Annotated in this window: 20 protein-coding genes and 1 riboswitch; of the genes, 9 read left to right on the forward strand and 11 right to left on the reverse strand. The window is 70.1% G+C overall.

Annotated elements, in window-relative coordinates:
• Positions 1-50: 50 nt before the first annotated feature.
• On the reverse strand, positions 51-1,478 hold the full coding sequence (locus HD596_RS09845) for a hypothetical protein (protein ID WP_185068966.1): 1,428 nt from the start codon (positions 1,476-1,478) through the stop codon (positions 51-53).
• 353 nt (positions 1,479-1,831) lie between these two features.
• Here HD596_RS09845 and HD596_RS09850 point away from each other — a divergent pair, with 353 nt between their 5' ends.
• The 3 genes from HD596_RS09850 (at position 1,832) to HD596_RS09860 (ending at position 5,526) form a co-directional block, all read left to right on the forward strand.
• A complete protein-coding gene (locus tag HD596_RS09850; protein WP_313043442.1) occupies positions 1,832-3,310 on the forward strand; it encodes a class I adenylate-forming enzyme family protein in 1,479 nt (492 codons plus the stop codon).
• A gap of 73 nt (positions 3,311-3,383) precedes the next feature.
• Positions 3,384-3,743, forward strand: a complete 360-nt coding sequence (locus HD596_RS09855) for a hypothetical protein (protein WP_185068967.1) — start codon at positions 3,384-3,386, stop codon at positions 3,741-3,743.
• 136 nt (positions 3,744-3,879) lie between these two features.
• The gene (locus tag HD596_RS09860) at positions 3,880-5,526 is read left to right on the forward strand and encodes a DNA repair helicase XPB (protein WP_185068968.1); all 1,647 of its coding nucleotides are present in this window, start codon (positions 3,880-3,882) and stop codon (positions 5,524-5,526) included.
• A 218-nt stretch (positions 5,527-5,744) separates the two neighbouring features.
• Here HD596_RS09860 and HD596_RS09865 read toward each other — a convergent pair whose 3' ends face one another.
• Positions 5,745-6,080 carry a hypothetical protein gene (locus HD596_RS09865; RefSeq protein ID WP_185068969.1) on the reverse strand — a complete coding sequence of 112 codons (336 nt, stop codon included), beginning with the start codon at positions 6,078-6,080 and terminating at the stop codon, positions 5,745-5,747.
• Between the two features lie 537 nt (positions 6,081-6,617).
• Between HD596_RS09865 and HD596_RS09870 the strand changes: the two genes are divergently transcribed.
• Both HD596_RS09870 and HD596_RS09875 read left to right on the forward strand, forming a co-directional pair.
• Complete coding sequence (locus tag HD596_RS09870; RefSeq protein ID WP_185068970.1) at positions 6,618-8,618, forward strand: HelD family protein; 2,001 nt, start codon at positions 6,618-6,620, stop codon at positions 8,616-8,618.
• 85 nt (positions 8,619-8,703) lie between these two features.
• Positions 8,704-9,234, forward strand: coding sequence for a YbhB/YbcL family Raf kinase inhibitor-like protein (locus HD596_RS09875; RefSeq protein WP_185068971.1), 531 nt, complete (start codon positions 8,704-8,706; stop codon positions 9,232-9,234).
• 147 nt (positions 9,235-9,381) lie between these two features.
• On the opposite strand, the gene HD596_RS09880 is transcribed toward HD596_RS09875, so the two are convergent.
• The 6 genes from HD596_RS09880 to HD596_RS09905 form a co-directional block, all read right to left on the reverse strand.
• Entirely contained in the window at positions 9,382-9,633 is a 252-nt protein-coding gene (locus HD596_RS09880) for a hypothetical protein (RefSeq protein WP_185068972.1), read from the reverse strand.
• 145 nt (positions 9,634-9,778) lie between these two features.
• Entirely contained in the window at positions 9,779-11,404 is a 1,626-nt protein-coding gene (gene groL, locus HD596_RS09885; RefSeq protein WP_185068973.1) for a chaperonin GroEL, read from the reverse strand.
• Between the two features lie 411 nt (positions 11,405-11,815).
• Entirely contained in the window at positions 11,816-12,016 is a 201-nt protein-coding gene (locus tag HD596_RS09890) for a cold-shock protein (protein ID WP_068927743.1), read from the reverse strand.
• 245 nt (positions 12,017-12,261) lie between these two features.
• Positions 12,262-12,537, reverse strand: coding sequence for a MoaD/ThiS family protein (locus HD596_RS09895; protein WP_185068974.1), 276 nt, complete (start codon positions 12,535-12,537; stop codon positions 12,262-12,264).
• A 24-nt stretch (positions 12,538-12,561) separates the two neighbouring features.
• A complete protein-coding gene (gene thrC / locus HD596_RS09900; RefSeq protein WP_185068975.1) occupies positions 12,562-13,794 on the reverse strand; it encodes a threonine synthase in 1,233 nt (410 codons plus the stop codon).
• 13 nt (positions 13,795-13,807) lie between these two features.
• A riboswitch (SAM riboswitch) is annotated at positions 13,808-13,949 on the reverse strand.
• A 79-nt stretch (positions 13,950-14,028) separates the two neighbouring features.
• Positions 14,029-14,583, reverse strand: coding sequence for an RNA polymerase sigma factor (locus tag HD596_RS09905; protein WP_185068976.1), 555 nt, complete (start codon positions 14,581-14,583; stop codon positions 14,029-14,031).
• A gap of 31 nt (positions 14,584-14,614) precedes the next feature.
• Between HD596_RS09905 and HD596_RS09910 the strand changes: the two genes are divergently transcribed.
• The gene (locus tag HD596_RS09910) at positions 14,615-16,045 is read left to right on the forward strand and encodes an alpha,alpha-trehalose-phosphate synthase (UDP-forming) (RefSeq protein ID WP_185068977.1); all 1,431 of its coding nucleotides are present in this window, start codon (positions 14,615-14,617) and stop codon (positions 16,043-16,045) included.
• 6 nt (positions 16,046-16,051) lie between these two features.
• On the opposite strand, the gene HD596_RS09915 is transcribed toward HD596_RS09910, so the two are convergent.
• The 3 genes from HD596_RS09915 to HD596_RS09925 are packed head-to-tail and all read right to left on the reverse strand — an operon-like array spanning position 16,052 to position 17,763.
• A complete protein-coding gene (locus HD596_RS09915; protein WP_185068978.1) occupies positions 16,052-16,621 on the reverse strand; it encodes a hypothetical protein in 570 nt (189 codons plus the stop codon).
• 35 nt (positions 16,622-16,656) lie between these two features.
• Complete coding sequence (gene otsB / locus HD596_RS09920) at positions 16,657-17,415, reverse strand: trehalose-phosphatase (RefSeq protein ID WP_221519264.1); 759 nt, start codon at positions 17,413-17,415, stop codon at positions 16,657-16,659.
• Between the two features lie 51 nt (positions 17,416-17,466).
• A complete protein-coding gene (locus HD596_RS09925; RefSeq protein WP_185068979.1) occupies positions 17,467-17,763 on the reverse strand; it encodes a DUF3263 domain-containing protein in 297 nt (98 codons plus the stop codon).
• A 118-nt stretch (positions 17,764-17,881) separates the two neighbouring features.
• Here HD596_RS09925 and HD596_RS09930 point away from each other — a divergent pair, with 118 nt between their 5' ends.
• The 3 genes from HD596_RS09930 (at position 17,882) to HD596_RS09940 (ending at position 20,502) form a co-directional block, all read left to right on the forward strand.
• Positions 17,882-18,688, forward strand: coding sequence for an SAM hydrolase/SAM-dependent halogenase family protein (locus HD596_RS09930; protein WP_313043447.1), 807 nt, complete (start codon positions 17,882-17,884; stop codon positions 18,686-18,688).
• Positions 18,689-18,763: 75 nt separating this feature from the next.
• On the forward strand, positions 18,764-19,378 hold the full coding sequence (locus HD596_RS09935) for a hypothetical protein (protein ID WP_185068981.1): 615 nt from the start codon (positions 18,764-18,766) through the stop codon (positions 19,376-19,378).
• A complete protein-coding gene (locus HD596_RS09940; protein ID WP_185068982.1) occupies positions 19,375-20,502 on the forward strand; it encodes a S8 family serine peptidase in 1,128 nt (375 codons plus the stop codon). Before HD596_RS09935 ends, HD596_RS09940 begins: the two co-directional genes overlap by 4 nt.
• Positions 20,503-20,558 lie beyond the last annotated feature (56 nt).

The raw sequence follows: 20,558 nt of genomic DNA on the forward strand, positions 1-20,558 counted from the left end.
GGGGGCTCGCCGGGGTCCCGCGGCCCCGGCGAGCGTCATCGGGGCGGCGGTCAGGCGTCCGTGGCGAGGGTCGCGGGCAGCGCGGTGACCGTCCCGCCCCGGGCATCGTGGCACCGGCCCGCGTGCTCGGCCAGCAGCGCCAACGCCCGTCCCGCCACACCAGCCGAGGGCCCGCCGCCGGACTCCAACCGCCGCAACCGCCGCGCCGCGTCCGCCGGATACCGCAGGGACAGCCCGCCGCCCAGCGCCACGGCCGCCGCCGTGGCGCGCGGGTCCAGGGGATCGGCCGTCCAGTCCAACGCGATCCTGAGCGCCTCGGTGGCGAGCGTGTCGTCGGCGCACATGTACGACAGCGCGTCCCCCGCCGCCAGCCGCTCCGCGTTCCCGCCCCGCGCCCACACGTCCAGGAACTCCAGCTGCGCGTCCTTCAGCGAGTACGCCGCCAGCAACGCCACCCCCTCGGCGGCCCGCGTCCGGACGTCGGCCCCCTCCCAGGCCAGCGACCGCACCCATTCGCGCAGCGGCTGCCACAGCCAGAACCCGTACCGCCCGGACAGCTCCGCGAGCACCTGCCCGCGGTGCCGCGGCACCCGGAACGCGACGCGACCCTCCTCACGGGCGACCAGCGGATGGGACACGCGGGGCACCCGCCGCTCCTGCGCCTGGCAGATCCGCTCGAGCCTGGCGAACTGCCGCTCGAACACCGGCCCGCCCACCCCGTGCAGGAACGCGAGCGCGGCCACCTCCCGCACCTCGTGCAGCAGCGGCTTGGTGTCGAACCAGGCCGCCACGTCCTCCCCCGAGGGCTCGTCGTCCCCGACCAGCCGTCCGGCCAGGCGCACGACCTCGGCCGGTGTCGGCAGGGTCAGCGCCAGGTCCCTGGCCCGGGTGAGCTCCTCGGGGCTGTGGCCCGCGCGCACGCCGTACGCCCTGAGGCACAGGTCGAACAGCTCCCCCGGCTCCGGCGCGCTCCACGCCTGCTCCACCTCGGCCGCCTGGGAGGGAGCGCCGTTCCTCGTGATGACCAGGTACGAGCCCAGCTCGGCCAGCTTGCGCGCCAGGTTGAGCAGCTCGATCCGGTCGGTGCTCTCGGCGATCCAGTCGTGCAGCAGGTACGCCCGCCCCGGCTCGTACTCGGTCCTGGACAGCAGGTCGGCGGCGCCGCCGGCGGGCGACAGCACGGTGATCGTGCTCTCGGCCAGGGACATCCGGGAGAGCAGGGCGATGGCGCCCAGTCGTTTGCCCGTCTCCTGCTCGCCCACGAGGACGAGCAGGTGGCGGACGGTGAGCCGGCGCACGGCCTCGGGGAAGCAGCCGGGCTCCAGGTAGGAGCGCAGGAGCGCGTCGGCGTCCCGCCTCTTCAGGTCTCTGGTGACCGGCGCGGCGAACGGCCGCAGGTGCTCGTACACCGTTAAGAAGCTCTGGCCGAGCGTTATGTCACCGAGGTCGATCTCGCCTGATTCAGGCGTTTCGGTCACGAATTCACCTCAGGGTTGACTGGAAACTTTTCTACAGAAAATAACTACGCCTAACAAGTTTCTTCTTTTACTACGAAGAGCTTGCGGAGCGTCACCAAAGCCACCCTGACCTGGCCTTTCGCGTGACGTTCGCGTTCGGGGCCGCTTGATGCGGACATGTCGATCATGACTTCCCTTGCCTCGGCAGGCCCCATGGCCCCCTAGATCTTCCACCATTACACGATCTAGGCCAACAAGAAAACACGAACGACTATAGAGGGAGATATGTCGTCATTTACCGGTCAACTGCCCCACGCCCACCAGGACGAGTCAAGGGTTGACGGCGTGACCACGATCGCATCAGGTTGGGCATTGTGACCGAGCAAACGCTGGGCCAGTTGGCCGAGGAGTCCTGGGGCCGCTTCGACGATCACGACGCGATGTTCTACGAAGGCGTCTGGCACCGCAGCCACGCGCTCGCCGAGCGGGCGCGCCGGATGTGCGGCGGGTTCACCGAGGGCGGGATCGGGCCCGGCGACCGGGTGGTCGTGATGATGGCGAACTCGCCCGAGGTGCCGCTGATCTACCAGGCTCTGTGGGCGGCGGGCGCGGTGGTCACCCCGGTGGTGTTCCTGGTGGGCGCCGACGAGCTGCGGCACATCCTGCTCGACAGCGGCGCGTCCGCGATCGTCACCTCTCCCGAGCTGGTGGAGACCGTACGGGCCACCGCCGTCGATATCCCGATTTTTGTGGATACGGCAGAGCTGGAACGGGCACCCGAACGCGGCCCGGTGACCAGGGACCCCGGCGATCTGGCGGCGCTGATGTACACCGGCGGCACCACGGGCCGGGCCAAGGGCGTCATGCTGAGCCACGGGGGCCTCTGGCGGGTGGCCAAGGACGTCTGGGAAATGTCCCACCAGGAAGGGATAAATCGCGCTTTGGTGCCCGTCCCGCTCTCGCACGCGTACGGGCTGATCATCTCGGTCGCCTCGATGCACGCGACGGAGCCGCAGCAGGCGGTGCTGATGCGCTGGTTCGAGCCGAAGGCGTTCCTCAAGCTGGCCGCCGAGCAGCGCGTCCAGTACGGCACCGTCGTACCCTCCATGATCCAGCTGCTCCTCGCCGAGCCGCTGGAGTCGCACCCCCTGCCCGACCTGTCCTTCCTCACCTGCGGCGCGGCGCCGCTCGGCAGGGACGCGCTGGAGGAGTTCGAGCGCAGGATGGCGGGCGTGCAGATCCTCGAGGGGTACGGCCTGACCGAGACCAGCGCGGTCACCACGTTCAACCCGCCGGGCAGGCGCAGGGCCGGCAGCGTCGGCCTCCCGCTCCCCGGCTACACGATCACCATCCGCGACGGCGAGGGCGAGGAGCTGGAGACCGGGGACGTCGGCGAGATCTGCGTCTCGGGCGAGGCGCTGATGCTCGGCTACTGGGGCGAGCACGAGCCCGACCCCGAGGGCACCGCGCTGGTCGGAAGGGAGCTGCACACCGGCGACATCGGCTGCGTGGACGACGACGGCTACCTCTACGTCGTGGACAGGAAGAAGGACCTGATCATCCGAGGCGGCTTCAACGTGTTCCCCCGCGACGTCGAGGACGCGCTCAACCGCCACCCCGACGTGGTCGTCTCGGGCGTCGTGGGCCGGCCGGAGCCGCGGATCGGCGAGGAGGTCGTGGCGTTCGTCCAGCTCAGGCAGGACGCGACGGTGACGGCCGAGGAGCTGATCGAGTGGGCCCGCGAGCGGGTGGGGCGGGTGAAGTACCCGCGCGAGGTGCGGTTCGTGGACTCGGTGCCGGTGACGAGCGTGCTCAAACTCGACCGCAAGGCGCTGCGGGCCCGCCTCGGCTGACCGCCCTGAGCGGGCGATACCGGTCGGGCGCGCCTCCTTTCCGTGATAAGTGTTGACGTGTCTGGAGGTGAAGATGAGCCAGGAAGACCCCTCGGGCTACCCGTACCAGCCTTACGGCGCGCCCTACGGCGAGCAGCCGCCCCCGCAGCAGTACGGCTACGGTTACGGCTATCCCCCACCGCGGCGCGACGACGGCCCCAGCGCCAACACGATCGTCTCCCTCGTGCTCAACCTCTTCGCGCTCGTCTCGTGCTGCAACATCCTGGGCCTGCCCGGCGCGATCCTGGCCGGTCTGGCGCTCAGCAAGGCCCGCACGGAGCCGCGGACCGCCCGCACGATGGTGATCTGGAGCTGGATCATGTTCGGGCTCGGCTTCGTGCTCAGCGCCGGCATCATCCTCGCCCTGGGCCTGTCCGGCAATCTCGACGACTGACCCGCGCGGCTCTTGGCCCGTCCCAGGACTAATCCGGGCACGCGGGTTGTTGGAGTCTCGGAGCGGGAGAGCCAGGATCGGGAGACGATGGTCCTGTTGCGCGAGGCCCCCGTACGAACCCCACGGAGAAAAGCCAGTGAGCGATGGACCGTTGATCGTCCAGTCGGACAAGACACTGCTGCTCGAGGTCGACCACGAGCGAGCGGACGAGTGCCGTAAGGCGATCGCGCCGTTCGCCGAGCTCGAGCGAGCTCCCGAACACGTGCACACCTACCGCGTCACCCCCCTGGCCCTGTGGAACGCCCGCGCCGCCGGACACGACGCCGAGCAGGTCATCGACGCGCTGATCGGGTTCAGCCGCTACCCCGTGCCGCACGCCCTGCTCGTGGACATCGCCGAGACCATGGCCAGGTACGGCCGGCTGCGGCTGGAGAAGGACCCGGTCAACGGCCTGGTCCTGACCTCCACCGACCGGGCGGTCCTGGAGGAGGTGCTGCGCTCCAAGAAGATCCAGCCGATGCTGGGCGAGCGGCTCGGCGCCGACTCGGTCATCGTCCACCCGAGCGACCGCGGCAACGTCAAGCAGGCCCTGCTCAAGCTGGGCTGGCCGGCGGAAGACCTGGCCGGCTACGTGGACGGCGAGCACCACCCGATCAAGCTGCTGCAGGAGGGCTGGGCGCTGCGGCCGTACCAGCAGGAGGCGGCGGACGCGTTCTGGCACGGCGGCTCCGGCGTGGTCGTGCTGCCGTGTGGCGCGGGCAAGACCATCGTCGGCGCGGCCGCCATGGCCCACGCGCAGGCCACCACGCTCATCCTCGTGACGAACACGGTCTCGGCCCACCAGTGGAAGACCGAGCTGATCAAGCGCACGTCGCTGACCGAGGACGAGATCGGCGAATACTCCGGCTCGAAGAAGGAGATCCGCCCCGTCACCATCGCCACGTACCAGGTGATGACCACCAGGCGGAAGGGCGTCTACTCGCACCTGGAGCTGTTCGACGCCCGCGACTGGGGCCTGATCGTCTACGACGAGGTGCACCTGCTGCCCGCGCCGATCTTCCGGATGACCGCCGACCTGCAGGCCCGCAGGCGCGTGGGGCTGACCGCGACGCTGGTGCGCGAGGACGGGCGCGAGGGCGACGTGTTCTCGCTGATCGGCCCCAAGCGCTACGACGCGCCCTGGAAGGAGATGGAGAACCAGGGCTGGATCGCCCCCGCCGACTGCGTCGAGGTGCGCGTCACGCTGACGGACGAGGAGCGGCTGGCGTACGCGATGGCCGAGTCCGAGGAGCGCTACCGCTTCTGCGCCACCACGCCGTCCAAGACCCACGTCACCGAGGCGCTGGTCCGCCGCCACCTGGGCGAGCAGGTGCTGGTCATCGGCCAGTACATCGACCAGCTCGACGAGCTCGGCGAGCACCTCAACGCGCCGGTCATCAAGGGCGAGACCCGAGTCAAGGAGCGCGAGCGGCTCTACCAGGCCTTCCGCGACAAGGAGATCCAGGTGCTGGTGGTGTCTAAGGTGGCGAACTTCTCCATCGACCTGCCGGAGGCCGCGATCGCGATCCAGGTGTCGGGCACGTTCGGCTCACGCCAGGAGGAGGCCCAGCGGCTCGGCCGGGTGCTGCGGCCCAAGGCCGACGGCGGGGGCGCCCGGTTCTACACGGTGGTCAGCAGGGACACGGTGGACCAGGAGTTCGCCGCGCACCGGCAGCGGTTCCTGGCCGAGCAGGGGTACGCGTACCAGATCATCGACGCCGACGACGTGCACGGCGGGGTGTGATGCCCGGCCGCTCAGCTCGAGCGGCCAGGCATGTTCAGCGTGGTGTCACGTCCACGAAACTCCGCGGGCCGAAGACAATCGAACCACCCCCCTCACCTGCGTACTATCACGCCGCCTGCGACATACCCCCATGATCCGACAAACGCACCTGAAATGCCCGAATTTTTCGGTATTTCCAGGTTGTTCCCAGAAAGAGGCTTCCAGCCGGCGGGGGCGCCCTACCGCGCCATCAGGCCGCCGAGGAACAGCACCCCTTCAGCGACGACCCAGGCCCCCACTCCCGCGCCCATGACCCGCCCGAACGTGCGCGGGTCCTGCCTGGACCACGGGATGAGCCAGGCGGCCGCCGTGCAGGAGGCGGCGAGCGCGGCGAACAGCCCCGACACCGTGGAGACCGTACCAAGACGCTGCGAGCAGGTCGAAGCGGACTCGCCGCCTTGGCAGAACGCCTCCAACCCCCAGCCCGCGAAGACGGACAACGCCCAGAGGGCGGCGAGCAGGAAGCTCGCAATCGTGGGGATGATCGGCGAAACACGCAGCTGAATCCGCGCCATCACTCGTCTCTACCCGCCCCCGAATGCCGCTACTCGCCCCCCATCCCCGCCCACCCCACGGCACTTGGACTCCCCGGCGCGGCACCGCTTCACCCGACCAAGCGCCCCTCACCCACCGCGCCGGCCGCCGGCCCCTGGGGGCGCGGCGCTGAAGCACCGGACGAGCAGAAGCACCGCTCAACGCCCCACCCTTCTCACCCCCTGAGGAACGCCCGCCCGGCCCGCCGCTCCCCGGGGAGCCGCACGGAGGGCGCCGAGGCTGAGGGGTGATAACGGGCGGCCGAGGGCGGCGGACGTCGGGGCGGGACGGCGAGCGGACCGAGCGGCAAAGACGGGCGACCGGCGAGGGCGGCGGCGCTTCGGTGCTCACCGGATGGGCGGGTGCGGCGGCGCCTCGGTCGCCACCGGGTGGGTGGATGCGGCGGCGCGTCGGTGGGCGGGGGGGTAAATGCTTTGGAGGCCGCCCCGCGTCGCCATTAGACTGACCGATTCGCTGCCTTGACCACCATCGTTCCCGACCCAGGGAGGCGCTTCCGCATGCCCGGACACCAACTGGCCCCCGACATACCCTCCGACGTGCTCGCCTCCGAGCAGGCTCACCTGGCCGAGTCCAGGGCCGCGCTCAAGGCGATGCGTGCCCACGCCCAGTCGCTGTCCGCGGACGCGGCGGGTGACTGGGTGTCGCAGCAGATCCTCCAGTCCCTCCTCGACCAGCGCGTCGCCGCGCTCGCCGACCACCCCGACACCCCGCTGTTCTTCGGCCGCCTCGACCGGCAGGCGGGTGACGACCTCCCCGGCACGATCTACGTCGGCCGCCGCCACGTGCACGACGGCGGCAGCAAGCCCCTGGTCATCGACTGGCGCGCGCCGGTGTCCCAAGCGTTCTACCAGGCCAGCCCCGCCGACCCCATGGGAGTCGTACGGAGGCGCCGCTTCGGGTATCACGGCGGCGCGCTGACCGCGTTCGAGGACGAGCCGCTGGGCGAGGGCGGCGAGATCGGCCCGTCGCGGATCCTCACCGACGAGATCGAACGCCCGCGCACCGGCCCCATGCGCGACATCGTCGCCACCATCCAGCCGGACCAGGACGAGATCGTCCGGTCCACCCTGGCCCAGACGGTGTGCGTCCAGGGCGCCCCCGGCACCGGGAAGACCGCCGTGGGCCTGCACCGGGCCGCGTATCTCCTGTACACCCACCGTGAACGGCTCGCCCGGGCAGGCGTGATGATCGTCGGACCGAACCGCGCCTTCCTGTCGTACATCTCCTCGGTGCTCCCCGCGCTGGGCGAGGTCAAGGTCGACCAGACCACGGTGGCCGGGCTGCTCGGCGAGCACGCCGCCGAAGAGGACCCGATGGTGGCGGCGGTGAAGGGCGACGCCAGGATGGCGGCGGTGCTCGAACGCGCGCTCTGGCTGCACATCGTCAAGCCCGAGGAGGGCGTGGTCTTCACCAAGGGCGTCTACCGCTACCGGGTGGCGGACTACGAGGTACGCGAGATCGTGGCCTCCTTGCGCGGCACCACGCGATACAACCCCGGCCGGGCGGCACTCGCGCAGCGGTTGGCCCACATGGTGCTGGTACGAATGGAGCAGCGCGGCGAATCGCCCGACGACCGGGTGCAGGACGCCGTGGCCAGGTCGAAACCGGTCAAACAGCTCGTTGATACGGTCTGGCCCAAACTAACGCCAGAGCAGGTCCTTTATCGCCTCCTCTCCGACCCAGAATTCCTGAAAAAGGCCGCTAAATCCGATTTGTCGCCTGATGAGCAGGAAATGCTTGTCTGGCGGAAGCCGTACCGGAGCTGGAAGTCCGCGAAATGGTCCGCCGCGGACGCCGCGCTCCTCGACGAGCTCCGCGACCTCATGGAACGCACCCCGTCCCTGGGCCACCTCGTGGTGGACGAGGCCCAGGACCTCTCCGAGATGCAGCTGAGAGCGCTCGGCCGCCGCTGCCGCAACGGCTCGGCCACCGTCCTGGGCGACCTGGCGCAGGGCACGACCCCGTGGTCGACCAGCTCGTGGGAGTCGGTGCTGGAGCACCTGGGCCAGCGCGAAGGCGAGGTGACGGAGCTGACGCTCGGCTTCCGCGTGCCGCGGGAGGTCCTCGACTACGCCGCCCGGCTGCTGCCCTCCATCGCCCCCGAACTCGCCGCGCCGCGGTCGCTGCGCCCCGGAGTCGGCTCGCTCACGGTACGCCCCGGCGGCTCGGTCGCGCAGGCCGCCGCGGAGGTCCTCACCAGGGAGGGCTCCATCGGCGTCATCGTCCCGGACGCCCTGGTCGCCGACGTCTCCCGCGCGCTGGCCGACCTCCCCCACGCCGTGCTCGGCCCCGACTCGGACGAGGAGCACCGCCTCCTGATCGTGCCCGCCACCCTGGCCAAGGGTCTGGAGTACGACCACGTCATCGTCGTGGAGCCCGCGGACATCGTCGCGGCCGAACCCAGGGGCCTGGCCAGGCTGTACGTGGTGCTGACCCGAGCGGTGACGTCCCTGACGGTCCTGCACGACAAGCCGCTGCCGGCCGAGCTGACGACCTGAACGGCGGGACCCGGCGGCTGATCGTCGGCGGGCACGGCCGCTTCTAGGATGGCTGAGCAAGGAGCTCTCAACCTAGGAGGATGCCGTGCCAGCACCGCTTCCACATGAACACCTGCCGTCGGTTCCCGCGCTCGTGGTCGAGAGCGACGACATCCAGGACGGCGAGCGGCTGAACGACCTCCACGTCTTCAACGACTGGGGCATGAAGGGCGGTAACCAGTCGCCTCACCTCCGCTGGTCCGGCGCGCCCGCCGAGACCCGCAGCTACGCCGTCACCTGCTACGACCCCGACGCCCCCACGGGCAGCGGCTTCTGGCACTGGGTGCTGTTCGACATCCCGGCCTCGGTGACGGAGCTGCCGGCGGGCGCGGGCACCGGCCCGGAGTTCAAGGTCCTGCCCGCGGAGGCGGTCCACGCCCGCAACGACTACGGCACCAAGGAGTACGGCGGCGCGGCCCCGCCCCCCGGCGCCCCGCACCGCTACGTCTTCACGGTGCACGCCCTCGGGGTCGACAAGCTGGGCGTGGACAGCGACGCCAGCCCGGCGGTGGTGGGCTTCAACATCACCGCCAACACCCTGGCCCGCGGCCACGTCGTCCCGACCTACAGCACCTGACCGCGCCCACGGCCGCACCGCCCCCCGGAGGGTGGCGCGACCGGCCGGGAAAAAGGGAGACACCCACGCCCGTCGCGGCGGGCCGAAAAGCGGAGACGCCCCGCCGCGAAGGGCGGGGCGTCCGAGAGACCGAGTGCGCGCCAGGCCTCAGCTGAGCACCGCGCAGGAGGCCCCGAGCGTCGGCAGCAGCTCCTCGACGAGCGGGATTCCCATCTTGGCGTCGCCGCTCAGCGTCCCCGTGGTCAGGCAGAGCGGCGCCCGCACCGCGCCCAGGAGCTGGTAGGGAATCACCCCGCCGGTGACCGGGACGTGGGACGCGTGGGCAGGGACGGCGAAGGCGGCCGCGGCGGCCGCGCTCAGAATGGCGATGCCGAAAATACGCTTGCTGCGGGAAAGCATCCTCTACTCCTTCGTTGAGGTGTGTGATCACCACCTTTCCTCACTCGGAGTAGCGGATCAATTATGAAACGTAATGGCTGATAAACGAAAACAAGAGCGGCCCGGAAAGCCGGGCCGCCCTTGTTATGAACGGCGAAGAAAAGACCTAGAAGTCCATGTCGCCGCCGCCCGGCATGGCCGGAGCGGCAGGGGTCTTCTCGGGCTTCTCGGCGATGACGGCCTCGGTGGTGAGGAAGAGCGCCGCGATGGAGGCGGCGTTCTGCAGCGCCGAGCGCGTCACCTTGGCCGGGTCGATGATGCCCGACTCGAACATGTTGACGTACTCGCCGGAAGCGGCGTTCAGGCCCTCACCCGGGGTGAGGTTGCGCACCTTCTCCACCACGACGCCGCCCTCGAGGCCGGCGTTGACCGCGATCTGCTTCAGCGGCTCCTCCAGAGCCTTGCGCACGATCGCCGCACCCGTGGCCTCGTCGCCCGACAGCTCCAGCTTGTCGAACGCCTTGGCGCCGGCCTGCAGCAGCGCCACGCCACCGCCGGGCACGATGCCCTCCTCGACGGCCGCCTTGGCGTTGCGCACGGCGTCCTCGATGCGGTGCTTGCGCTCCTTCAGCTCGACCTCGGTCGCCGCGCCGGCCTTGATGACCGCCACGCCGCCGGCCAGCTTGGCCAGCCGCTCCTGCAGCTTCTCACGGTCGTAGTCGGAGTCGGTGCGCTCGATCTCGGCGCGGATCTCGTTGACCCGGCCGGAGATCTGCTCGGCGTCACCGGCACCGTCGACGATCGTCGTCTCGTCCTTGGTCACCACGACCTTGCGGGCGCGGCCGAGCAGGTCGAGGGTGGCGTTCTCGAGCTTGAGACCGACCTCCTCGGCGATGACCTGGCCACCGGTCAGGATGGCGATGTCGTTGAGCATGGCCTTGCGGCGGTCGCCGAAGCCCGGGGCCTTGACGGCCACGGAGCGGAACAGGCCGCGGATCTTGTTGACGACCAGGGTCGCCAGGGCCTCGCCCTCGATGTCCTCGGCGATGATCAGCAGCGGCTTGCCCGACTGGACGACCTTGTCGAGCAGCGGCAGCAGGTCCTTGTTGGCGGAGACCTTGCTGTTGACGATCAGGATGTACGGGTCCTCGAGCACGGCCTCCATGCGGTCCGAGTCGGTGACGAAGTACATCGACGTCATGCCCTTGTCGAAGCGCATGCCCTCGGTGAGCTCGAGCTCGAGGCCGAAGGTGTTGCTCTCCTCGACGGTGATGACGCCTTCCTTGCCGACCTTGTCCATCGCCTCGGCGATGAGCGAGCCGATCTCGGGGTCGGCGGCGGAGATGGAGGCCGTGGAAGCGATCTGCTCCTTGGTCTCCACGTCCTTGGCCAGCTTGGAGAGCTCCTCGCTGACGCGCTCGACGGCGGCCTCGATGCCCTTCTTCAGAGCCATCGGGTTGGCGCCGGCGGCCACGTTGCGCAGGCCCTCGCGCACCAGCGCCTGGGCGAGCACGGTGGCGGTGGTGGTGCCGTCGCCGGCGACGTCGTCAGTCTTCTTGGCGACTTCCTTGACCAGCTCGGCGCCGATCTTCTCCCACGGGTCCTCGAGCTCGATCTCCTTGGCGATGGAGACACCGTCGTTGGTGATCGTGGGAGCGCCCCACTTCTTCTCCAGCACGACATTGCGGCCCTTGGGGCCCAAGGTCACCTTGACGGCGTCGGCGAGCTGGTTCATACCGCGCTCGAGACCGCGCCGGGCGTCCTCGTCAAACGCGATCATCTTGGCTGCCATAAGGCTAGACCTCCCAGATGCAGGGTGGCTTGTCGTGGACCGAGCCGACGCCCGCGACGGCATGGGTCAGCATCTCCTTCGGCAGACCCCATCGTCCCGATCCGAGTTGGCACTCTGCTGCACAGAGTGCCAACGAACTGTTTAGCACTCTACCCTGCCGAGTGCAAGCGAGAAGCCTCCTACCGGGGCTTTCCTCCCCATATCAACCTGTACGGCGGGGCCATCCGTCACCGGCTGCAGGACCCCGCCACCTGCGACAAGCCGCGTCCAGGCCGCCGCAGACGGCGGGATCCGTGCCCACGGCGAGCCACCTCGCGCGGCTCGCCGTGACCGAGTCGACGAATGAAAGGTTGCGGGTTCGCACGGACTGCGCTGCCGGGCGATCCCCGCCGGTGCATACCAGGGGGTGTTTCAGACCGCGCGGACGGACTCCGCTTGGGGTCCCTTCTGGCCCTGCGTGATCTCGAACTCGACGCGCTGGCCTTGTTCGAGAGATCGGTACCCGTCCATCATGATCGCTGAGTAATGGACGAATACATCCTTACCACCGTCTACCGCGATGAAGCCGTAGCCCTTGTCCGCGTTGAACCACTTGACGGTGCCCTGCGCCACTTCCGACTCCTCTTACTGGGCTTTCAGATCTCGCCCATTCCTCCGCGAGACCCGTAATCGCCGGACTTAAGGGAAAATCAGCCAGACGATCGCCCTCGACCATACCTGTGGCACGGGGTTTGGCAACAGAGTCAATCCGCAAACGGCGCATTTCTTCGCAACGTAGGTGCTTCAACGTTTCAATTGCCCTGGAAATGGAGAAGGCGCCCACTAGGGGCGCCTTCCACAAGTGTGATCTATGGCACTCAGCCGCCGGCGACCGCCGGGATGATGGAGATCTGAGTGCCCTCAGGTGCCGGAGTGTCGAGCCCGTCGGCGAAACGGACATCCTCTTCCCCAACGTAAACGTTGACAAAACGACGAATCTTGCCCGATTCATCCAGAATTCTCGCGCCGATCCCCGGGTAGTCGGAGTCGAGCTTGGCGAGGACGTCACGAAGAGTCGCGCCCTCGCCACTGACTTCGGCGTTGCCACCGGTGTACGTGCGCAGAATGGTGGGAATCCGCACCGAAACGCTCATGGTTTATCTCGCCTTTCCTGGTTGTCAGACAGCCGCGCGGAACGCGTCGAGTGAGGGCCGGATCACGGCCGTGGGCTGGGCGTCGTCGCTGATCGCGTCGAGCGTCTTGAGCCCGTCGCCGGTGTTGAGGACCACCGTCTCGGCCTCGGGGTCGAGCCGCCCGCTCTCGGCGAGCTTCTTCAGCACGCCCACGGTCACCCCGCCCGCGGTCTCGGCGAAGACGCCCTCCGTCGAGGCCAGCAGCTTGATCGCGGCCACGATCTCGGCGTCGGTGACGTCCTCGACGGCCCCGCCGGTGCGCCGGGCGATGTCGAGCACGTACGGCCCGTCCGCCGGGTTGCCGATGGCCAGCGACTTGGCGATGGTGTCGGGCTTGACCGGCTGCACGACGTCGTGCCCCGCCTTGTACGCGGTGGAGACCGGCGAGCACCCGGCCGCCTGCGCCCCGAAGATCTTGTACGGCGTGTCCTCGACCAGCCCCAGCTGCACCAGCTCGCGGAAGCCCTTGTCGATCTTGGTGAGCTGCGAGCCGGAGGCGATGGGGATGACGATCTGCTCGGGCAACCGCCACCCGAGCTGCTCGGCGATCTCGTACGCGAGCGTCTTGGAGCCCTCGGCGTAGTAGGGCCGCAGGTTGACGTTGACGAACCCCCACTTGTCACCCAGCGGGTCGCCGATCAGCTCAGAGCAGAACCGATTGACCTCGTCATAGGTGCCGTCGATCCCGATCAGCTTGCCGCCGAACACCCGAGCCATGGCGATCTTGGCCGCTTCGAGGTTGGCCGGGATGAACACGCACGCCTCGAGCCCGGCGCGCGCCGCCGCCGCGGTGACCGCGCCCGCGAGGTTGCCCGTGGAGGAGCAGGAGAGGGTGTGGAAGCCGAAGTTGCGCGCCGCCTCGACGGCGATGGCGACGACCCGGTCCTTGAAGGAATGGGTGGGGTTGCCGGAGTCGTCCTTGACGTACAGGTTCTTGAGGCCCAGTGCGCGTCCGAGGTTTCCGGCCTTGACCAGTTTGGTCCAACCGGGGTTCATATTGGGCTTACTGGCGACGTCAACCGGCACCGGGAGCAGCGAGCGGTAACGCCAGATGTTGGCGGGACCCGACTCGATGTCGGCGCGGGTCACCGTACCGAAGGAATAGGCCGCTTCGAGCGGCCCGAAACACTCCAGACACGCGAAGCTCGGACCGAGGGGGTAACGCGTGCCGCACTCGCGGCAGGACAGACCGACAGCAGGACCAAAGTCGAGCGACATGAAGCGAGGCCTTCCCTCATCTTCGCCCGCGGCCACCTTGACCGCAGACCGGAATTGGCACCTTGTCCCGGTCGGCCTCGCCAGGTCGCGAGTCTCAAGCCGGGAGGGTTGCCGGGGCTTCGCAGGGCCGGTCCCTCCACCCCTCTGGATGAGCAATATTCAGTTGTTGAAAGGGACTCTACCCGCCCACGGGGCGGTAATGGCCATCCGTCTCAAGATGTGAGACGTAGCGTCTCAGCGATAATCATCACCCAGCACTCCCTGCACGTACTTGCGGGCCTGGTGGATGCGCGACTTGGCGGTGCCGAGCGGGATGCCGAGCTGCTCGGCCACCTCGTTGTAGTCGAGCTGGACGATGTCGCGCAGCACCAGCGCCTGCGCCAGGTCGGGCTTGTCGGCCTCCAGCGCCTCCATGGCGTCGAGCAGGTCGAGCCGCGAGCCCGCGATCACGCTCACCCGCGCCACGTCGGGCTTCTGCGTGGGCAGCTCGTCCGAGCTCTGCTCGGCCGCGCGGCGTTTGAGCGACCTGTACGTGGTGCGCGCGCAGTTGGCCGTCACGATGTGCAGCCAGGTGCTGAACCGCGCCCGGCCCTCGAACCGGCCGATGTTGCGCGCCACGGCCAGCAACGTGTCCTGGGAGGCTTCCTCTGCGTCCTGGTGATAGGGGAGGATCCGGGCGCAGTGCCGCATCACATCGGGCTCGATCCGCGCCAGGAGCTCGCCAAGTGCGCGATGATCTCCTCCGGCAGCCGAGCGGGCGAGTTCCTCGGTTAGCTCATCTAGCGCCATAGCTGGGATCCTATTGGCGAAGGGAGCGTAGATGAACAGCGTCCTGGTGGCCTCCAACAGAGGACCCGTTTCCTTTACCGTCTCGGACGACGGCGAGCTGACCATGAGACGCGGTGGCGGCGGCCTGGTCTCGGCGCTGTCCGAGGTGGCCAGGAAGGACGGCGTGCTGTGGGTGTGCGCGGCGCTGTCCGACGGCGACCGCAGCGCCGTGCGCCTGGTGCCCGGCGGCCGGATCGACCACGCCGGCTACGACACGGGCCCGATGCGCATGCTCGACATCCCGCCCGCCACCTTCCACCGCGCCTACAACGCCGTGGCCAACTCCACGCTGTGGTTCGTCAACCACCTGCTCTACGACATCCCCAACGCCCCCAACTTCGGCACGAGGTTCGAGCGGGAGTGGGAGTCCTACCGTGACTACAACGGCGCGTTCGCGCTGGCGCTGGCCGAGGAGGCCGGCCACGGCGCCCGCGTCATGGTGCAGGACTACCATCTGGCGCTGACCCCGGCGATGCTCCGCGCCGAGCGGCCGGACCTGCGCATCGCCCACTTCAGCCACACCCCGTGGGCGCCCCCCGAATACTTCTCGCTGCTGCCCGACGAGGTGGCCCGAGAGGTCCTGGAGGGCATCCTGGGCGCCGATCACGCCGGGTTCCTGGCCGACAGGTGGGCCCAGGCGTTCATGGACTGCTGCGAGGCGCTGCTGGGCGCGGAGGTCGACCGCGCGGGCCGCAGCGTCACCCACGAGGGCAGGACCACCCGCATCGGCGTGCACAGCCTCGGCGTCGACGGCGACGCGCTGTGGGAGCGCGCCGTCGAGCCCGACGTCGAGTCGCACATGACAGCGCTCAGGGAGCAGGTGGGCGACCGCCGGCTGATCGTCCGCATCGACCGCACCGAGCTGTCGAAGAACATCGTGCGCGGCCTGGTGGCCTACCGCGAGTTCCTGGCCGCGCACCCGGAGTGGCACGGCAAGGTGGTGCACCTGGCCTTCGCCTACCCGAGCCGGCACGACCTGCCCGAATACCGCGAGTACACCGCGTCGGTGCTGCGCTGCGCGCAGGAGATCGAGGACGAGTACGGCACCGAGGACTGGGACCCGCTGATCCTCAACGTCAACGACGACTACCCGCGTTCGCTGGCCGCGTACCGGATGGCCGACGTGCTGCTGGTCAACCCCATCCGCGACGGGATGAACCTGGTCGCCAAGGAGGGCCCGATCCTGTCCGCGAGGTGCGCGCTCGTGCTCTCGCGCGAGGCGGGGGCGGCGGCCGAGCTGGGCCCGCACGCGCTCGTGGTCAACCCGTACGACATCAGCGGCACGGCCGCCGCGCTGCACGCGGCGCTCGTCATGCCGGAGGACGAGCGCCGCATGCGGCGCGACAAGCTGCACGCCGCGGCCACCGCCCTGCCCCCGCAGAAGTGGCTCGCGGCCCAGCTCGATGCGCTGGCCGAGATCTGAGCGCGGTCAGCTCCAGTCGGCGTACTTGAGCGTGTCGGCCAGGCCCGGCGTGTTCCACTGGTCCACGACGAGGATCTTGCTCTGCGGCAGGTACCACTCGCGCTGCGTGAAGCGGAGCAGGACCTTCGTGGTCGAACCCGAATACTTGACGCACTCCGACTTCCACGCGTTGTAGGCGGCCTTGTGCCCCGCGCCGACCTGGCGCAGGCCCCTGGTGACCTTCGGGCCGATGGCCTCGCCCCACTTGTCGTTGAACGGGCACGGCTGCACGTCGCTCGCCGTGTAGAAGGGCCTCTTGCCGGTGTACGGGCCGAACCCCTCGGCCCCGCGCTTGATGGAGGAGGGGCCGAGGACGTAGAAGGCGTCGCACTCCGGCGTCCCCCAGCCCACCGGCTTGCCGCACTTGCCGGTCACGATCTGGACCTCGTCGCCGAAGCGGTGGACCTGCCACTTGATCGGGATGTAGAGGGTCAGGCCCTTGCGCAGCTTGACCGCCTGGGCGGGAGCGGCGTGCGCGGGCGGGGAGGCCGCGAGGAGGGTGGCCACGGCCACGGCGGCGAGGTGTCGCTTGTGCATGGGCCCGACCCTAGGGAGCGCGACTTGCAGCTCAATCACGAACGACTGAAAGCCCCCACAAGCTCCTCCAGCAGCGCGATGACGCCGTCGGGCCCGTCCACCACGAGGTCGGCCTGCCGGGCCAGCTCGGTGACCTCCGCGGAGCCGCTGCACACGTTCACGCCGGGCAGCCCCGAGAAGCGTACGGCCGCGAACGCGGACAGGTCGCCGAGATCGTCGCCCACGAACATGACGGACCTGGCGGCCCGCTCCGCCAGGAACAGGCTGAGCGCCTGCCCCTTGTCCATGCCCGGCGGCCGCAGCTCCAGCACGAAGCGCCCCGGCTCGACCACCAGGCCGTGCCGGCCGGCCAGATCGGCCAGCGGGTCGCGCAGCCTGGCCAGCGCGCCCTGCGGGTCGGAGCTGCGCCTGGTGTGCACGGCCACGGCCCGGCCCTTGTCCTCGATGGTGACGTCCTGCAGGTCGAGCGACTCGAGCAGCAGCGGCAGCCGGGCCTCTACCTCGAGCACGCCCGGAGGCGGCGGGGGGCCGGAGATCTGCCCGGCCTCCCAGCGCTCGAAGCCGTAGTGCCCGAGTACGACCAGCCGGGGCACGTCGGCCAGGCCCGGCCCGAGCTCCAGCGCGGTGGCCGGCGGCCGGCCGGTCACGATGGCCACCGCCAGGACGTGGGCGCCGAGCTCGGCCAGCACCTCCGGCGCCTTCGGGTGGATCACGGCCTCGGCGGGGTCGGGCACGATCGGCGACAGGGTCCCGTCGAAGTCGAGCCCGATCACCGCGCCCGCCGGGTCGTTCAAGATCGCTTTGATTCCAGGGATGTTCCTCACGCCGCTGCCGTACCCAGCCGGTCAGGGACGCATGCCGAGTCTCCTTGCCGCGCGGTCACGCTGGCGGGTGGACCGTAACCTGCGCAGCCGCTTGACCAGCATGGGATCGTGCTCCAGCGCCTCCGGACGGTCGATCAACTCACCGAGCAACTGGTAGTAGCGCGTGGCGGAGAACCCGAAGCTCTCCTTGATGGCCTGCTCCTTCGCGCCCGCGTAGCGCCACCATTGGCGTTCGAAGGCGAGGAGCTCGAGATCGCGTTCTGAGAGGGGTTGGCCGGACGTCTCCTGGGCATCGTCACCGCTGAGCGGTGCTCCCATGGTGTCCTCCTCGGGAAAGAGTGCGTGCGATGACGCCGCACGCACGCGGCCCGTGGCCAATCGTAATGTGCGAAGTGCGGCTGTTCACGACGTATTGAGAGACGTACAGTCACGAAATGTGACCTCAGTAATCACGCTCCTCACCGACTACGGGCTCGAAGACGGCTATGTGGCGGCGTGTCACGGAGTGATCGCCGGAATCGCCCCCGAGGCGCGGGTGATCGACGTGTGCCACCTGATCCCCTCGGGTGACGTACGGCGTGGCGCGGCGATTCTCGCCCAGACCATTCCCTACCTTCCCGTGGGCATCCATATCGGCGCGGTCGATCCCAGCGCGGGCGGTGCCCGGCGGGCGGTGGCCGTCGAGGCGGGCGGGCGGGTGTTCATCGGACCCGACAACGGGCTGCTGTCGTGGGCCGTGCACGCCAGCGGCGGCGCCGAGGCCGCCTACGCGATCAGCAACGACGAGCACTTCCTGCGGCCGGTCTCCCCGACCTTCCACGGGCGCGACGTCTTCTCGCCGGTCGCGGGGCGGCTGTTCGGCGGGCTGAGACCGGCGGACCTGGGGCCGGAGGTGCCGATCGGCAGGCTGGTGACGCTGCCGGCGCCGACCTCGCTGCTGCGCGAGGGCTCGGTGGAGGGCGAGGTCGTCTCGGTCGACCGCTACGGCAACACCCAGCTGTCGATCGCGGTCGGCGACCTGCACGCGCTGGGCGTGCGGGTGGGCGACACGCTGGGGGTCTGGCTGGGCCGGCGGCAGCTCTCGCTGCCCTACCGGGAGACGTTCGCGGCGGTGCCGCCGGGGGAGCTGGTGGCGTTCGCGGACTCGGCGGGACTGATCGCGATCGCCGTCAATTCCGGTGACGCAGCGCAGCGGCTGGGGCTCCCACCTGGCGCACATGTCCGACTTGCTCCGACTCCATAGGGCAAAGGCACACAGATCGGAATTACTCCGCGTATCGGTCTGTTTACCGAAGCGTCGGAATGAATCAGCTGGCGCGTGTCAGAATGCAACGCGCGGGCGTCCCTCCCCTCCCCTCCAGAGGTCGACGTGTACCAGCTGTCCATCGTGCTGCTCTCCATAATGTCCGCGATCTGGCCCGCGCCGGAGCCGCCCGTGTCAGAGCGCTGGCACGCCTGGCCCGTCGCGCAGATCTTCCCCGCCACCGTGCCCGGGGTCAGCCCGTCGGGGGCGCGGGTCACGTACGTGCTGGCCGGGGTCGCCCCCGAAGCGCCCTGCCGGACGGCGTTCCAGCCCGCCGCCGTCCGGCGCGGCTGCCGCGTGGCCCTGCGCGCCACGTACGCCGACAGCACGCAGACGTTCGTCGCCACCGTGGGCATCGCCGTGCTCGACCTGCCCGGACGCGACTACCTCCGCGTGGGGCGGCCCGCGACCGTGCGGCCGGTGGCCTTCCCCCGGGGGCCGGCCGAGCGCTTCGGCGAGCGGCAGTACTTCGCCGGGGTGGTGCTCAGGTCCGACGAGCGCTACGTGGTGGCCACGGCCGCCGGGTACGCCGACGGGCGGCCGTACCAGCCGGGTGACCGCCTCGTGCCCCGCCTGCGCGACACGGCGCGGCAGCTCGCCACCGAGCTGGACCGGACGCTCACCCGATGAGCAGGCTCGCCGTCGCCTTCCTCGTCACCGCGCTGGTGCTGGGAACCGTTCCGGCGAGCGCCACCGACGACGTGGGCGAGGCCGCCCGGGCGGGACAGTGGCAGCTCGCCGCGCTGCAACTGCCCGAGGCGTGGCGGTCGAGCAGGGGCGAGGGCGTGATCGTCGCCGTGCTCGACACCGGCGTGAACGGCCGCCACCCCGACCTGGAGGGCGCCGTGATCCAGGGCCCCGACCTGACCGGGACCGCCAAGGGCCTCTGGGGGCGGCACGGGACCGCCATGGCCAGCCTGATCGCCGGGCGCGGGCACGGCGACGAGCACAAGGGCGGCGTGATCGGGGTGGCGCCCGCGGCCAAGGTGCTGTCCATCCGCGTCACGCTGGAGAACGGCGACCCGCTGCGCGAGCAGCAGCGCGCCGGCGGGCGCGACGCGCTGGCCAAGGGCATCCGGTACGCGGTCGACCACGGGGCCGGCGTGATCAGCATGTCGCTGGGCGGCGGCAGCGGCGCGTGGGAGGGCTCGCCCGCGGAGGAGGAGGCCATCCAGTACGCGATCGCGCGGGGCGCCGTGCTGGTGGCCTCGTCGGGCAACGACGGCGGCACGGCCAACAGGAAGAACTTCCCCGCCGCCTACCCCGGCGTGATGGCCGTGGGCGCGGTGGACCGGGAGCTCAGGGTGGCCGCGTTCTCCAACAGGCAGGACTACCTCTCGGTGGTCGCGCCGGGCACGGAGATCGTCACGGCCGACGCCCGCGACTCGTACGTGGTGAGCGACGGCACCAGCTCGGCGGCGGCCATGGTGGCGGGCGTGGCGGCCCTGATCAAGTCCGCGTACCCCGGCATGTCGCCCTACCACGTGCGGACGGCCATCGAGCTCGGCACCAGGCGGCAGCCGGCCGACGGCCACAGCCCCGCCTACGGGCACGGGGTGGCCGACGCCCTGCTCGCCCTGCGGGAGGCCGCCCGCCTGGACCCGCCCGGCGCCGGCCTGGCCCGGCCCGGCCCGTACTTCGGCGACGGCCCTCCGCCCGCCTCCCGGGGGCCGGTGGTGGCGGGCATCGTGATGCTGGCCGCGGCGATGTCGGCCCGCGTCCTCGTCCGCCACCGCAAACGCCGCCGCCTCTGACCCCCACACCCCTTCCCGAAACCCGCCGCGCAACCGTCCCTCTCCTCCCAAAGGAC

It is taken from the genome of Nonomuraea jabiensis, assembly GCF_014204795.1.
Taxonomy (GTDB): domain Bacteria; phylum Actinomycetota; class Actinomycetes; order Streptosporangiales; family Streptosporangiaceae; genus Nonomuraea; species Nonomuraea jabiensis.

Excerpts from the sequence above, each read along its gene's own strand:
- HD596_RS09855 (WP_185068967.1), top strand. The coding sequence starts at position 3,384 with ATGAGCCAGGAAGACCCCTCGGGCTACCCGTACCAGCCTTACGGCGCG.
- HD596_RS09865 (WP_185068969.1), bottom strand. The coding sequence starts at position 6,080 with ATGGCGCGGATTCAGCTGCGTGTTTCGCCGATCATCCCCACGATTGCG.
- HD596_RS09870 (WP_185068970.1), top strand. The coding sequence starts at position 6,618 with ATGCCCGGACACCAACTGGCCCCCGACATACCCTCCGACGTGCTCGCC.
- HD596_RS09880 (WP_185068972.1), bottom strand. The coding sequence starts at position 9,633 with ATGCTTTCCCGCAGCAAGCGTATTTTCGGCATCGCCATTCTGAGCGCG.
- groL (WP_185068973.1), bottom strand. The coding sequence starts at position 11,404 with ATGGCAGCCAAGATGATCGCGTTTGACGAGGACGCCCGGCGCGGTCTC.
- HD596_RS09895 (WP_185068974.1), bottom strand. The coding sequence starts at position 12,537 with ATGAGCGTTTCGGTGCGGATTCCCACCATTCTGCGCACGTACACCGGT.
- thrC (WP_185068975.1), bottom strand. The coding sequence starts at position 13,794 with ATGTCGCTCGACTTTGGTCCTGCTGTCGGTCTGTCCTGCCGCGAGTGC.
- HD596_RS09905 (WP_185068976.1), bottom strand. The coding sequence starts at position 14,583 with ATGGCGCTAGATGAGCTAACCGAGGAACTCGCCCGCTCGGCTGCCGGA.
- HD596_RS09910 (WP_185068977.1), top strand. The coding sequence starts at position 14,615 with ATGAACAGCGTCCTGGTGGCCTCCAACAGAGGACCCGTTTCCTTTACC.
- HD596_RS09915 (WP_185068978.1), bottom strand. The coding sequence starts at position 16,621 with ATGCACAAGCGACACCTCGCCGCCGTGGCCGTGGCCACCCTCCTCGCG.
- HD596_RS09925 (WP_185068979.1), bottom strand. The coding sequence starts at position 17,763 with ATGGGAGCACCGCTCAGCGGTGACGATGCCCAGGAGACGTCCGGCCAA.
- HD596_RS09940 (WP_185068982.1), top strand. The coding sequence starts at position 19,375 with ATGAGCAGGCTCGCCGTCGCCTTCCTCGTCACCGCGCTGGTGCTGGGA.